This window comes from Clostridium mobile (assembly GCF_018918285.1).
Taxonomy (GTDB): Bacteria; Bacillota; Clostridia; order Clostridiales; family Clostridiaceae; genus Clostridium_AW; species Clostridium_AW mobile.
Genome location: NZ_JAHLQF010000002.1, coordinates 517,430 through 531,338, shown reverse-complemented (window position 1 = coordinate 531,338; position 13,909 = coordinate 517,430). Strand labels below are relative to the sequence as shown.

The window sequence follows — 13,909 nt, the reverse complement described above, 5'->3', positions numbered from 1 at the left end:
CAACATAAAAAATATAGCACTATTAACTTAATAGTGCTATTCCTAATCAAACCACATTTCTAAGCCTATAGGCCATCCGTCCTCTTTAAATTTTATTGTATAATTTGTATATATATCGTTATAACCTTTGCAGTCCCTTTTAAAATTCATTTTAAAACCCACAAATGATCTTCCTGAACCATATTCGTAATTACAAAAATCAATAGTGTCACAAGAATATGATTCTTTATATGGAAGCCAATTTTTAAGGCGATCTAATGCTGTTGCTTTGTGTTTCTCATAGTTTCTTAATATCTTATCTGCTAATTCTATATAATATTTATCTGCCTCTTTGTAATCTCCTTGAATGTATACTTCTACTGAATCATCAAGTTCATCGATGTTTACAAACCATTCACCATCGCTATATTTTAATTTTTTGAGATATTCTTCTTTGAATAATATATCCATGCTTTCTTCTCCTAAAATATCACATCTTTCACTTCCTCATTTAACCATTGTTTCTATTTCAGCCTTGATGGTCAAATTTTCTTTTAACATATTAATGACTTTATCATAATCACTCTTTTTGAAATGAAATGTTTGTTCCATAAAACCACCGAATAACTTAACCTTTATATCTTTCGCACCAATTATGGTAACTTTTTCAATTTCCTCCCATAATATGATCTTTTTATATTTATACATTGATATGAAACCCTTTGAGCTAATTCCTTCCTTAATCCAACCGCTTATAAGCGCAAGAATTCCTAATACTCCTATTGTATAATGATTCCAAGTCTTAGCATAAGAATATATAATCCAAATGAAAATAATTATACTAAATAAAACCACAATGATTTCTCCATATCTTTTTCTTGTGGGGATTATTAGTATTTTTTTATATCTTAATTCTTTTAAAATAATTAAAATAAATAGTACTGGAATAATAATATCAAAAATATTCATAAAAACCTCTCTTCTATAAATATAGCTAAAAAATAATAATAAACCTTTCTTATATCGCTTCCTCTAATCTTTTAATTATACCATATTTTAATCAGTTATCTATGTAAGTAATGTTTTTTTATCTCTTGAAATTAATGTTGTTTCTCTTATATTTTCTAGTCTTAAACAAATAAAAAGCCTTCACTCCATAATAGAAGTGAAAGCTTTTTTTTATATTATTTAATAACTGTCATACCGCCCATATATGGTTGTAATGCAGCTGGAATATTTATGGAACCATCTGGGTTTAAGTTGTTCTCTAAGAAAGCAATTAACATTCTTGGAGGTGCAACTACTGTATTGTTTAATGTATGTGCAAAGTATTTTCCATCTTCACCATTTACACGAATTTTTAGTCTACGTGCTTGTGCATCCCCTAAGTTAGAGCAGCTTCCTATTTCAAAGTATTTCTTTTGTCTAGGAGACCATGCTTCTACGTCCACTGATTTTACCTTTAAATCTGCTAAGTCACCAGAACAACATTCTAAAGTTCTTACTGGTATATCTAAGGAACGGAATAAATCTACTGTGTTTTGCCATAACTTATCGTACCACATCATACTATCTTCTGGCTTACATACAACAATCATTTCTTGTTTTTCAAATTGATGAATTCTATATACTCCTCTTTCCTCAATACCATGTGCTCCTTTTTCTTTTCTGAAGCAAGGAGAATAACTAGTTAATGTGTGTGGTAAAGTTTCTTCTGGTAGTATAGTATCAATAAATTTACCAATCATAGAATGTTCACTAGTTCCAATTAGATATAAATCTTCACCTTCTATTTTATACATCATGGCATCCATTTCTGCAAAACTCATAACACCAGTTACAACTTCACTACGAATCATAAAAGGTGGAATACAATATGTGAAACCACGATTTATCATAAAATCTCTTGCATAAGAAATTACTGCTGAATGAAGTCTAGCAATGTTTCCCATTAAGTAATAGAACCCATTACCTGCAACCTTTCTAGCACTTTCTAAATCAATACCGCTTAATTTCTCCATAATATCAGTATGGTATGGAATTTCAAAATCAGGTACAACTGGTTCACCATAACGTTGAATTTCCACATTTTCGCTATCATCTTTACCAATAGGAACACTTGGATCGATTATGTTTGGAATAGCCATCATATTATTTTTAACTTTTTCTTCAAGTTCCCCTTCTTTTTCTTCTAGCTGTGCTAAATGTTCAGAATGCGCTGTAACTTGTTTCTTCATTTCTTCTGCTTCGTCTTTTTTACCTTGAGCCATAAGTCCACCGATTTGCTTTGAAATCTTATTTCTATTTGCTCTTAAAGAATCCGCTTCCTGCTTTATATTTCTTAGCTCAAGATCCATAGCAATTACGTCATCTACTAAGTGAAGCTTATTATCCTGAAACTTATTTCTCATATTTTGCTTAACAACTTCGGGATTTTCCCTTACAAATTTTAAATCTAACATAGTGTCTCCTCCTAAATTAAATATAAATAATATTTTAGCTTTATTATAGCTTTTGATCAATAAAATAAAAAACTCCGTCCCATAATACATAACTGGGACGGAAGTAATCCGCGTTGCCACCCAAATTGTTGATTCACAAAGAGAACCAACCTCTCGACAAAAGTAGGATAAAGGGTACTAACCTTTCGATTTATCATCGACAGCTCCAAAAGTGGAAAGATTTATCCTTTCACCGATTCTCACCAACCATCGGCTCTCTTAAGAAATTTATAAATCGTAGCTTTTATCAATGCTGCTTTTAATCTATATTGTATGTTAATTATATATATTTTTATACTAATTTGCAAGTAAAAACTTAATTTATGACTTTCTCCTAATTATAACATACATTAGATTGTTTTAACACACTTTAATACTTCTTAGAAAGTTGTCATAATCGCCTTTACTATTCTATTAATTTCTTCTGGAATTAAGCTTTCATTTGACCATGGAGCTATGCCAATTTACATGCTAATCCCCTGAGATATTGTAATTAACTCTACTTTTTTCGTATCATCTAAGCTTTCCAAATATTTATTAAACTTTTCATGCCATTCTTTCTCACTTTCAGTACCATAATAATTATCTAGAGCTTTATTATTAGAAATACTCTTAATTAATAAAGCTACTTCAAAATCATCTAGAGCTTTAAAAATATCAATAAATTCATCATCAAATATGCAATCAGAACTAAATGCATCTATCAGATCCTTTAAGCTGTGAAATTCTTCTCTAATAATCTTTATTTTGTCTTCTACTCTACTGCAATCTCTAATCTCTTCAGTTATATTCCTAAATCTACTATCATCTAAACTTTTACCGTCCTCATATTTAAGTATATTTTCCTCTGACTTACCTAAAGTAATAAATATCTTTTCTAAGGTGTTAGTTTCAATACATCTTTTTATTTCAGGTGTAATCTTGAGAACAGTATTGTTTATATACTCAGTAAAATTTTTATCCTTAATAAAAAGTTCCTTACAAATTTTTTCTGTTGCCCCCAAAATCAATCTTCTAAATTCTACTTGAGATAAGTCTTTCATGATACTTTTAAGATATGTTCTATCCCCTTTAATTATCTCTAAGGACCTACTATCCTTTCCTATTAGAGTACACCCTAGATAGTTGGTAACAGCTAACTGAAAAATATTAATTAACATATGATTAGAGTCTTTATTAAATTCTTTTAATAAAACTTTAATTTCCGAACCATCGAAGTGTGAACAGAACTTATTTTCAAGAATTATTTTATTTAAATAATCCTCTATATATTCAATTCCTACTAAATTCATTTCATCTATGGCTAGTGGATAATCTATAGAACCTGGAGTTTCATGACTTGCAAATCTAACATCATACTCTTTAAAAAATAATGGAATTCCATAACTAATAGTATCTATATAGGCATAATTTTCTGTTTGTAATCTAGTTTCTTTTACAACTAGAAATAATCTTTTACATTCATCCACCTTGGCCTTTAATACCTTTCCCCCGTGATAAAATAAATACTTTACTTCTTTATTTTTAATTAAAGTTATACTTTCCTCTATTGTTGATTGACTCTTTAAAAACAATCCAATGGTGTAGCAAATAGATAGCATAATTTGATTTGCAACTTCCACCCTAACTGAAGAACTTTTATTTCTTGTATAATAACCAACCATTTCTGTTAAGATGTCTAGCAATTGAAGTTGAATACTTTCAACCTCTCTTATATTTAGTAGATTATTTGAATGAAGCACCTCCATCAGAGATCTAAAATAATGTTTCTTACTTAATAAATTTTCAAAATCATATCTTTTATTTGTAATAAAATTATCCATTATTCTTCATCTCCATTCACATTTAAATAATCAGACACTCCATACTTTATATTGTGAGCTATTTTATCCAAGTATTTATATCTAAGAAGTTCTAAATCCCCTTGGCATCTATTATCAAAATACTCTTTCATCAACTCAATTAACTCATCATCACTTATCTCTTCCATTGTTTCATTTTTATAATAATAAAAAGTTTCTATAAGATCATTTATAGTTTCAACATAATTATCTTGTAAAATATAAGGCGAATCACAAAAATTAGAAATAATTTTTGTGATTATACCTCCGCCAAATTCTACTCTACCACTACTTACTAAAATTTCATCTCTCGTTTCTATAATTGTTTTTATATCTTTCTCTAAAAGTTTTAATCCATATTCCAAAGTCTCTTCGTTAATTTGCTGGATTTGTATAAATGCTTGACTATTTATTATAGAATTTGGAATAGACACAATATAATTTTTCACAAATTACCCCCCTTATTTTTCAAAATTTCCTATTGACTTTTTGTTTTGATTATGATATGATATAATTGAGTTATTATATTTATTTATTCGCGTAATATACAATTTTATCATTTCCTTAATCTCAAGTCAATAATATTTTTTGTGTGCATAATATTAAACTCAGTTAAAACTAAAATTTTTCTAGAAACTTTTGAAACATTTCTTTCTCCTACATAAAAATTTCATTTTTCATACATTCTAATATTTCAATAAAAACATTCAACTCATTCTGAATATATAAGGTGAATACATACTAACTTTTTATATTATAGGAGGTTTATATGAAGAATACATCGATATGTCCAAAGTGTAATTCAAATTCTATATTGAGAATTCCAGGTAAGGCAGGATCATATGGCAGTGGAAATATTATAATGACCGGATTTACTGTTCTTAGTGCTATAAAGATAACACGCTATTTATGCTGTGACTGTGGATATTCCGAAGAGTGGATTGACGATAAGGAAGATATAAAAATACTCATTGATACTTTTAAATAGGAAAATTAATAATAATTATATTATATTTAATGATAACACTTGGCTACTTTTACAATAAGTGTTAAATAGATATGTGCACTTTCATTTCATTAACTACATTTAGCCATGTTTTACTCTTGTATAAAATATTTAAATTGTAAAATAAAAACACCGCATATTCATGTTGAACAATACGGTATCAATAATTAATCTAACCTTTTTAGCATATGCATAGTACCAATCATTATCTATAGTATATGCATCTTTTGTAATTTCTAAGTTTAAGTCCTTCATCAATTAATAAGATTTTCAATATCTTTTATAAAATTGATTACGCCTATTTCAATTTCATTTGTTAGCTCAATTAGATTATCGAAATTAGGTTTGTCTACTAACACAGCTTCAATAATTGAATCCATTCCTTTTTCATCTTCAGCTAGGGTGTAGTTATCTAGTTGATAATTACTGAACTTCTTATGGTATGAAGACATTACAGCTCTATTTTTTCCAGATAACCAAACTTCGAATTGCATTTTATCATGGATAAAAACAATGGCAAATTTCAGTTCTTTTAGTTTCATTTCTTTAGTAGTTAATGTGAAAAAAGTTAAATCCAAATAGCCTTGATATAAACTTCCTGATACTTCATATTCTGAAAAATTTTCTTTGAAGTGTTTTCGTAATTCTGAAATATATTCTATCAAACCTTTATAAGCTTTTTGTAAATTAGTTTCTTGTAATAGTTTTACATACTCACTTAAACTTTTACTCAATGACTCCATCCTCTATTCCTCCTTATAAATAAATTGGAATTTGTTTATCAAATGATATTAATAAAAAATACGTATTGTCTCTCTATCATTTAGATAATAGCCCTTTCCCTTTTTTGTAATAATTTCAATATCTTCATACAACTTAATTAGTTCACCACTTTCCAATGTCTTATTGTCCATTATTAAGCAAAGTAAAATCTTGTTTACAATTTTCTGCATTATTTCTACTTCATACTCTACATGTACCAACTCTATTTCTAACTTATTAAATATATTTAATCCTATTGTGAAAGCTCCTATTTTCCCATTTTCTTCTCTAACATAGTTAATGTTTATCCAATTTTGATATGGAAGATAATAATCATTATTTTCAATTGCTGCTTTCATAATATTCATATAGCTACGATAACTATTTTTTTCAATGATTAAGTCTGAATCTGCATTATACATACATATTCCATCAGACATTCTCATAAGTGAACAACAGACCTGTGTAAATATAGAGCAAGTTTTAATCTGATTTAAACATTTATTTTCTAAAATACTAACAATCATAAATGCCTTATGATTGTTAACACATTCTTCTGCTTCTCTCCAAAATGGATTTCTTTTTGCAGCTTCAATTGGAGAATCATCTGGATACGCAGCTTTCATAAATGAACATACAAACTGAATCTTATCTATGTTAAAATTGACATGTGTAATCATATCATCATTTCTTATTTCTGCTTCTAATTTCACTCCCCAATCTTTTTCAAATCCATTTATAAATGATTCTGCATCAAACTCAGCATCATTAAATAACCCATACTGCACACATTTATATCCTTCTTTTTTCTTTCCAACCTCAAATAATCGCATTGATAATCCCCCTGCAAATTTACTACTTATAATACTTATCCTTAAATTAAGAATTTGTTTACTATTTACTCTTCATTAAAAATTGTGCTACTGGTTCTTTTGAATAAGATTCACAAAGCGTTTTATTGTTGCGCTTATCCATTTCATATATGTCTGCACCTTTTTGGATCAGCAAATCGAAAATTCGCATTAAATCTTCCTTAAGCTCATTTGTAATAATCCTATTATTGGCAACCCTATCCTCTTTGTAATAGTAGCTAGGAAGTATTTGTCTTGCATCTAAAATTGCTCTTACTAAACAAGAATTTCCATAGGAATCAACAGAAGAAATATCCGCTCCCATATCAATCATCCTTTTCAATACATGAAAGGCCTTATCAGCCTTTTCCTTTGAATTAAACTCCCGAAATCCCATAATAGCATCCTTTGTATTCCATCTTGAGCTCATAACGGCTGCCATAATAGCATCCTGTAAAACTGGCATCCTCCACTCATAACAGCTTTCTTTTTCCATGAAATTCACATCAGCGCCACAATCCAAAAGATATTCTGCAATTTCAAAGTTGCCAGATTTTATTGCAACTTGCAAAGGAGATTGTCCATGGTCTTTTTTAGGTGGCTGTTTCGCTGTACACGAAATCAACTCAGGTTTCTTTTGAATCAATGTTTTTACAGTATCTATATCACCTTGTCTTATTGCAACAAATAATTTTTTCATACATTCTCTCCTTTCTACCACTAAATCACTGATAAAAAATAATTAAATTATAATTAGCAACAGATTTTTTTAAATTCACAGTAGATCTTATTATCATCTTTATCTGCAATCTCAATATAATAAACTTAGAAGCAATTTAACATATCTGAACAACGCTGTTAAATAAATTTAGGTTTTTCATCAAATATAATTATATCTTGTAAATTACCATTATACTTTTCTATAAGCTTATCAACATCATTGTCCTGAACAAAATTGTATTCCTCTTTAGTTATAGGAATTACCCATAACAAATTAATTCTTTCATCCATAAAAGTATCATATTTAGGTGAATTAATTTGAGGAAACATATTATCATTTATCAATAGCACAGCTTCAAAATTACTTATTACATTACAAGGAATAGTATGTCCATTTCCAAGCCAAGTTATTGCCTTCCATGGAAGATCTGTCTGACCGCTTATATAACTTAATAGCTTCATATAATGGTTTTTATTTTTAAAATCATTACTACATGCAAAGCCTAGTTCTATTCTTCTGTACTGCTCTGTTTCTTCTTGAAAAAACTGTTCAATTTTAGGCTGACATAGTGCGCTTACTCCCGCTGTAAATGCATAATTAACTTTATCCTTCATGCCTGTAATTAATGCTTTAGGTGGAAACTGATTATTATCAATAGCATAGTACTTTTCATAATTTCCAAAAAAACTTTCTAAAGCTGATAAATGCATATTCTGCACATCTTTGAAGTAATCTGCGTATAAATATTCCCAGTATTTTTTACTTTTCATTACCCTCTTATATAGATTGTCTTCAGCATCAGTTAATTCCCATGCAAATGGTCCAGTTCCCACAGCATATATTGAATATCCATAAAATCCATTTTGCGCCCATCCAGGTATTACGGCCAAAAGTTTATTGTTTTCCAATAGTGCTGCCCCATCACCTTCTTCAAACCAGATAATTGATAAATTATCCGTGTCTATTTCTATCCCTTCACTGCTATGACTGCAGTATTCCAAAGGCATCATAGGAGCAGTTTCATTATCCATTGCTTCATAATCAATATCCTTGCCTGTCCTACTTGTATTACAAACCCAACATGGTTTAATTGTGCTATTTTCAGAACATGGATTAAACCATAAATAGAAATAAATTGTAGTTTCGCTCTTTTCAACAAAGGCTTGAATATTGCACACTGGTGACCAGCTCTCTATCAAAATTTTATTCTCTACTTTTTCACCTTCTTCTGATTCATTTTCATTCTGCTTATTGAATAATTTCTTAAATATCCCCATCTTATTTCCTTTCTTTAAGGTTCATATATTCCAAAATTTAAAGCCACAACATTTTTGGATAAGATTTCATCTTCATTCATTCTTTGAATCCATGCTTTGATTATATCTTTTACACGCTCTTTGTCCATAATTAATTCCCCCAATTCAAATTTCGATTTATAATATTTAACCTCAAATTGCTACTTATCTTTCAAATAATTAAAACATATTTTTATATTGAAAATTTTAGGAAACCATTGACTACTAGGCATTATAAAAGGCATGACAAGTATATAAAAACTATTTCTCCTTTTTGGCAAAAGCCTCACATCTTCTATCTAGTATAGCTTCAAACTTTTTATAATCCTTCCAGTCAAAATCAAACTCACAAGGAATATCATGCAGTTCATTGAAAACAAAATCTACGTAATCTTTCATAAACTGTTCACTAGCATAATAATATTCAGTAAATGCTAATCCTTCGTCATTAAAATCATCACTCCATAGCTTACCATCACAACATGTTAGGAAAAAACTCACTCCTGTCATTTCTTCTCTTCTTACCTTTTCAAGATTTTCTGAATCATATTCTTTATGCATATCTCCTTCCAGATTATTATTAATAATCCATGTAAGGTAAAAGCCAATATGAACACAGGATCTTTCAATAATTATCTTGTTCTGTTCATCATTAATATTTTTAGGATCTATTTTCTTATTAGAACAATAAGCCTTCATTGCTCTATCATAATAATTATCATAACTATCGAAAACAGCCATTACATCATTCATCCTTTCAAATTACCATTTATCTGCCAATTATATAAATAATCTTTACTTCACAGTTAATTACAATTGTTATTTAATTTACATGAAAATTATACCATAATATCTATATATCTTCATTACTTTGCAGAAAGCATATGTATTTTCAACAGTTACATCGCATAATTTTCATAAGGTAACATAGATGTGTCGCACTTAATTCATAAGGCAACATAGGTATGTCGCTCTATATTTGAATTACAACGAAAAAACACCGTAAAATTCATTTCTAAATAATACGGCGCTTTATTAATTCCATTTTTTAAAAGTATATGAGTTAAAATTCTTCTGGTAATTGGTTTAGTAAATGAGCCAATCCAAACTTTTGGTATTCCTCCCAAAATTCTTTACGGTCTTCTGGAAACTCTATAGGTCCGCTTAAACGCTGTTGCTCTGCAAGGGATTCTTCTTTTGCTCGTTTTTCATACTTTATGGTATCACTACATTTCATAAGTAGCTCTTCACCTTTTAGAGTATTAGTCATTATCAAAGAAACGCCCTTTACATCCATCCATTCTAAAGCATATTTTTCTATACCCCAATAGTCAGCAATGGTTATATCAGATGAACGATGAATGTCAGTATATAGACACTTCTCACATGAAGGTCTTATAATTGTCTTTTTTCCAAAGAAAAGTTGATAGAATCGACCATCATGATGAAAGTTTTCACTATTTGAAGTTTTAAATAAAAATGACTCATTGCTCTTTTTCCTACTCCAGCCAGTAAGCTTAGATCTAAATTTTACATCTACTAGTTTACCACCATATTCTTTTTCAAGTATATATTTATAATCATCCCAAATAAGAGGACTTGGAATGCCATAGCAAATTAAATCACATAGATATAGATTTTTAACTAGTGGGGAGTCACCTATAAATCCACGTAGTCCAGCAATTTGGCATGGTGTCCCTGTAAAAAGAACAATTCTTTCATTTGTTAAATCTGTTTTTACCTGTTGAAAAATATCCTCAAGATTGCTTTGGACGTATTTTGACACTCTCATTCTATTTCGCTGTTCTTCATTTTCCGCCCTCTTGTGCACAACACGAAATTCATTGTCATAATCCGCACCATAAACAACGCCACCTTGACGAAGTATCTCGTCAGAAATAGCAGTAAACGCACCTCCAGAGGTTGATTTCATCAAAACCTCCTCTGACTTATGCTTGGCCACAAAAAATTCTGGAATAGAATTGTGTTTATAGTTTCCGCTTTGAATTAAAGGGCAAACCTTTGTACATTTTCCACAGTCCACACATAGGGATTTCTCTATGACAGGATATAAGAATCCCTCCTCATCTGGCTCCATGGAAATGGCTTGCTTAGGACAAACATTGTAACATGCACTGCAACCACAACAGTTTTCTTTTTTACTAAAAATAGATTCCATAAACATTTCCTTTCTTAAATGAAATTTAATCATTTTAATTTGAGTTAATCAAATCATATAAACATTTATTATTTTCTTACAACTTAATTATGTACCTTTAATTAGAGAAGTTCAATGTTATTTCAGACTTTTTCATTTCGTAAAAAATACTTAACTAATGGTAATTATATCATAATTTATTGTACCATTGTTTTATATTCTGACTTCTTAACTATCTTATGAAAAGTAGTAACCTTTTTTCTCAATATAGAATATTCTATATTAGAGATAAGGACATATTCCCTATCTCTAATATAAAAAATGGGGGATGACCATAATGGCTACACCAGAATATATAACTAGTAATATGACGAATTGTGACAATCCTGTTACAATTGGAGCAACATGTGTTGCTCAATTAGCTCCAGCTGTTTTTGTTTTACTTGTAGAAATAGAAGTAGAAGTTCCAGGACAAGATATTGAAGAAGTGCTTATAATAAGAATAACACCTGCTCAAGCAGCAGCATTAATACCACAAGTTGGTCTTTGTCGAATAGTAGGTCCAGATGAAATTCCAACTCCAGCACCTGGAAGAGATGTAGATCTTATTTGTGCATTTGTATTTGGCCAAAACGTATTTTTAGTATTTGACGTTGAAACCAACACAACAGATGAGCTTGTTTTAGTTAGAGTTCCTTTATGTCCAATTGTTGGATAAGACTAATAAACTGAATTGTACCAATGAACTCTGATCTTGAGTAGACAATTTTTATAGAAAATCAACTATTCTATAGTATTAAATAAAGGGCCAGTGCACTGAATATAATTTTCAGTGTACTGACTCTATTTTGAATTTATTAATAATGTTGCGGTGATTGCTAAAAATAGTAAATGTATAAAGGTTACAATTACTGTTGAGTATTTCCTTGCCATTTGTTCATTAAATTAATAACACTTTCCGGTGTAACTGAACTTACATCAACTTCCATAACAGGATTACCTGTATTTAAACGTGATGTATCTGGATTGCCATCTACAAATTTAATACTATAAGCTGCATTACAAGTACAGCAAGTGTAATTAACTCCTTTACCAACCAACTTATCAACGTCATCAGCTGAGTTAATATTACTAAAATCAATAATAGCACTTTCATAATTCTCTGTTTTTCCATTATAAGTATAAGTGTATTTATTAGTTATGCCTCCACTAGTTGTAACGTAATCTACATACTGATCTAAAGAATCAGATTCTGAAATATTTCCATCTTTATCATATTCCCCGGCAAGTAATGCTAAACCATTGAATTCAGTATTATTTGCAATATCATCAATTCCACTTGTTAATTGTTCTATTTCTTGTTGGATGTTACTTCTATCATCATCAGCAAGAGTTCTATTAGATGCTTGTACTGCAAGTTCTCTCATCTTTTGCAAATCATCTGTAATTTCATTTAATCCACCTTCCGCAGTTTGCACTAAAGAAACACCATCTTGAATATTTCTATTTGCCTGTTCAAGCCCTCTAATTTGAGCTCTCATCTTTTGAGAAATGCCAGAACCAGCAGCGTCATCTGCTGCTTTATTTATTCTCAGACCTGAAGCTAACCTTTCCATGGCATTAGATTTTGCTTTCCCAGCTGCATTGGCTCTATTACTGGCAATTAGTTGAGCCATATTATGATTAGTAATCATCTTTTATCTACTCCTAAATCTAAAAATTACTAGTATCAATAAACATATCTTATCACATTTGGTCATATAATCAATCTCTTGTAAAATATTCAAACAATTTATATTTTACTTTTTAACGCCGTAAAATTCGGTTTTGAATAATGAGGTATTTATATAACTTTACAAAATATTGAAACTCCCTTATTCATGCTTACTTTTTCATAAAATATTTGGATTTCGACGTAAAAGCACCGTAAAATTCAAACTTGAATAATACGGTGTTTTAGTAAATTGTGCATTTTTCAGTTGTGACGTTAAACAAAACGGTTCCTAACCCTCTCTTTTTACAATCAGAAAGTGTTTAGAGCTATTAATTATCCCATATTTCTAACTTCGATATTTTTTATCGATTTCCTTATCCACAATTTTTGCATCTCCATTAATACTAATGTGAGGTATTTCCTTTTTTAATGTTTCAGTTATATGCTTTACCTCTTTATATTGATGGTTACTAACTGAAACATCTTCTAAAGTTACTGGTTGTTTGTGTATGTCGATACGTTCTTTACTGATAGGAATTCGAATAGTTTCAGTATGCCCATCTGATTTATCATGAATTTGCGGATCACAAACAGTTTTTTCAATAACAAGTTCCTCTCGTTTTACAGGTACAGTAATATTTTCTTCTTCGGTTAAAACTTCTTTGTGAATGGATACCTCACCAGTTTGTATTTTGTTCTTAGATATTTTCATCTGTTCTTCCCGAAGTTGCATCTTCATATCACTATCTGAATTATAAGGAATCTTTTTTGAATTTGTTTCAATATCGTCCTTATATGTCTTACTCTGAACCATTAGCCTACCTACAATTACGCCTACAACAATGCCTAATATAGTTCCGGTTATGATTGGGTCAATTGATGTAATTGTAAATATAGTTACAAATCCGGGTATAGTTAAAATAGAGAACTTATACAAAATGGCAATTATAAAGCCAATTATTCCACCAATAGTAGCACCTGTTAAATATTGAATACTTTCTATATTAGGTACATCTTTGTTTAACATGCTCTATCCTCCTAAATCCAATGTAAAATTTGAGAGGTGTTTGTTTATTTATTT

15 protein-coding genes and 1 other annotated feature are annotated in these 13,909 nt (G+C 29.7%); of the genes, 2 read left to right on the top strand and 13 right to left on the bottom strand.

Annotated elements, in window-relative coordinates; all coding sequences use genetic code 11:
* Positions 1–42: 42 nt before the first annotated feature.
* From KQI86_RS08630 to KQI86_RS08610, 5 genes are all read right to left on the bottom strand, one after another.
* Entirely contained in the window at positions 43–450 is a 408-nt protein-coding gene (locus tag KQI86_RS08630; protein ID WP_216438869.1) for a hypothetical protein, read from the bottom strand.
* A 36-nt stretch (positions 451–486) separates the two neighbouring features.
* Positions 487–948, bottom strand: a complete 462-nt coding sequence (locus KQI86_RS08625; protein WP_216438868.1) for a hypothetical protein — start codon at positions 946–948, stop codon at positions 487–489.
* Between the two features lie 215 nt (positions 949–1,163).
* Positions 1,164–2,441 (bottom strand): serine--tRNA ligase, encoded by a 1,278-nt coding sequence (gene serS / locus KQI86_RS08620; RefSeq protein ID WP_216438867.1) that lies wholly within the window; start codon positions 2,439–2,441, stop codon positions 1,164–1,166.
* 90 nt (positions 2,442–2,531) lie between these two features.
* Positions 2,532–2,740: a binding site (T-box leader), on the bottom strand.
* Positions 2,741–2,944: 204 nt separating this feature from the next.
* Positions 2,945–4,303 carry a DUF6179 domain-containing protein gene (locus KQI86_RS08615; RefSeq protein WP_216438866.1) on the bottom strand — a complete coding sequence of 453 codons (1,359 nt, stop codon included), beginning with the start codon at positions 4,301–4,303 and terminating at the stop codon, positions 2,945–2,947.
* Complete coding sequence (locus tag KQI86_RS08610) at positions 4,303–4,770, bottom strand: DUF6323 family protein (RefSeq protein WP_216438865.1); 468 nt, start codon at positions 4,768–4,770, stop codon at positions 4,303–4,305. The genes KQI86_RS08615 and KQI86_RS08610 overlap by 1 nt, the downstream gene beginning before the upstream one ends.
* A gap of 320 nt (positions 4,771–5,090) precedes the next feature.
* Here KQI86_RS08610 and KQI86_RS08605 point away from each other — a divergent pair, with 320 nt between their 5' ends.
* Positions 5,091–5,309 carry a hypothetical protein gene (locus KQI86_RS08605; protein WP_216438864.1) on the top strand — a complete coding sequence of 73 codons (219 nt, stop codon included), beginning with the start codon at positions 5,091–5,093 and terminating at the stop codon, positions 5,307–5,309.
* Between the two features lie 272 nt (positions 5,310–5,581).
* Here KQI86_RS08605 and KQI86_RS08600 read toward each other — a convergent pair whose 3' ends face one another.
* From KQI86_RS08600 to KQI86_RS08575, 6 genes are all read right to left on the bottom strand, one after another.
* Positions 5,582–6,070 carry a DUF7000 family protein gene (locus tag KQI86_RS08600; RefSeq protein ID WP_216438863.1) on the bottom strand — a complete coding sequence of 163 codons (489 nt, stop codon included), beginning with the start codon at positions 6,068–6,070 and terminating at the stop codon, positions 5,582–5,584.
* 48 nt (positions 6,071–6,118) lie between these two features.
* Positions 6,119–6,922 (bottom strand): hypothetical protein, encoded by an 804-nt coding sequence (locus KQI86_RS08595; RefSeq protein ID WP_216438862.1) that lies wholly within the window; start codon positions 6,920–6,922, stop codon positions 6,119–6,121.
* A 61-nt stretch (positions 6,923–6,983) separates the two neighbouring features.
* Positions 6,984–7,661, bottom strand: a complete 678-nt coding sequence (locus tag KQI86_RS08590) for an ankyrin repeat domain-containing protein (RefSeq protein ID WP_343216157.1) — start codon at positions 7,659–7,661, stop codon at positions 6,984–6,986.
* 137 nt (positions 7,662–7,798) lie between these two features.
* Positions 7,799–8,938, bottom strand: coding sequence for a suppressor of fused domain protein (locus KQI86_RS08585; protein WP_216438861.1), 1,140 nt, complete (start codon positions 8,936–8,938; stop codon positions 7,799–7,801).
* 279 nt (positions 8,939–9,217) lie between these two features.
* Positions 9,218–9,697, bottom strand: coding sequence for a DUF7832 domain-containing protein (locus KQI86_RS08580; protein ID WP_216438860.1), 480 nt, complete (start codon positions 9,695–9,697; stop codon positions 9,218–9,220).
* 322 nt (positions 9,698–10,019) lie between these two features.
* Entirely contained in the window at positions 10,020–11,135 is a 1,116-nt protein-coding gene (locus tag KQI86_RS08575) for a Coenzyme F420 hydrogenase/dehydrogenase, beta subunit C-terminal domain (protein ID WP_216438859.1), read from the bottom strand.
* Positions 11,136–11,451: 316 nt separating this feature from the next.
* Here KQI86_RS08575 and KQI86_RS08570 point away from each other — a divergent pair, with 316 nt between their 5' ends.
* Positions 11,452–11,832 (top strand): spore coat protein, encoded by a 381-nt coding sequence (locus KQI86_RS08570; protein WP_246582724.1) that lies wholly within the window; start codon positions 11,452–11,454, stop codon positions 11,830–11,832.
* Positions 11,833–12,022: 190 nt separating this feature from the next.
* On the opposite strand, the gene KQI86_RS08565 is transcribed toward KQI86_RS08570, so the two are convergent.
* Positions 12,023–12,808: a flagellin gene (locus tag KQI86_RS08565; RefSeq protein WP_216438857.1), complete on the bottom strand. Its 786-nt coding sequence runs from the start codon at positions 12,806–12,808 to the stop codon at positions 12,023–12,025.
* 366 nt (positions 12,809–13,174) lie between these two features.
* On the bottom strand, positions 13,175–13,855 hold the full coding sequence (locus KQI86_RS08560) for a YsnF/AvaK domain-containing protein (protein WP_216438856.1): 681 nt from the start codon (positions 13,853–13,855) through the stop codon (positions 13,175–13,177).
* Between the last annotated feature and the right edge of the window lie 54 nt (positions 13,856–13,909).

What these genes read in the sequence shown, in the direction of transcription:
- KQI86_RS08595 (WP_216438862.1), bottom strand. Translation starts at nt 6,922, where the DNA reads ATGCGATTATTTGAGGTTGGAAAGAAAAAAGAAGGATATAAATGTGTG.
- KQI86_RS08600 (WP_216438863.1), bottom strand. Translation starts at nt 6,070, where the DNA reads ATGGAGTCATTGAGTAAAAGTTTAAGTGAGTATGTAAAACTATTACAA.
- KQI86_RS08570 (WP_246582724.1), top strand. Translation starts at nt 11,452, where the DNA reads ATGGCTACACCAGAATATATAACTAGTAATATGACGAATTGTGACAAT.
- KQI86_RS08605 (WP_216438864.1), top strand. Translation starts at nt 5,091, where the DNA reads ATGAAGAATACATCGATATGTCCAAAGTGTAATTCAAATTCTATATTG.
- KQI86_RS08560 (WP_216438856.1), bottom strand. Translation starts at nt 13,855, where the DNA reads ATGTTAAACAAAGATGTACCTAATATAGAAAGTATTCAATATTTAACA.
- KQI86_RS08585 (WP_216438861.1), bottom strand. Translation starts at nt 8,938, where the DNA reads ATGGGGATATTTAAGAAATTATTCAATAAGCAGAATGAAAATGAATCA.
- KQI86_RS08565 (WP_216438857.1), bottom strand. Translation starts at nt 12,808, where the DNA reads ATGATTACTAATCATAATATGGCTCAACTAATTGCCAGTAATAGAGCC.
- KQI86_RS08575 (WP_216438859.1), bottom strand. Translation starts at nt 11,135, where the DNA reads ATGGAATCTATTTTTAGTAAAAAAGAAAACTGTTGTGGTTGCAGTGCA.
- serS (WP_216438867.1), bottom strand. Translation starts at nt 2,441, where the DNA reads ATGTTAGATTTAAAATTTGTAAGGGAAAATCCCGAAGTTGTTAAGCAA.
- KQI86_RS08625 (WP_216438868.1), bottom strand. Translation starts at nt 948, where the DNA reads ATGAATATTTTTGATATTATTATTCCAGTACTATTTATTTTAATTATT.
- KQI86_RS08615 (WP_216438866.1), bottom strand. Translation starts at nt 4,303, where the DNA reads ATGGATAATTTTATTACAAATAAAAGATATGATTTTGAAAATTTATTA.
- KQI86_RS08580 (WP_216438860.1), bottom strand. Translation starts at nt 9,697, where the DNA reads ATGGCTGTTTTCGATAGTTATGATAATTATTATGATAGAGCAATGAAG.
- KQI86_RS08630 (WP_216438869.1), bottom strand. Translation starts at nt 450, where the DNA reads ATGGATATATTATTCAAAGAAGAATATCTCAAAAAATTAAAATATAGC.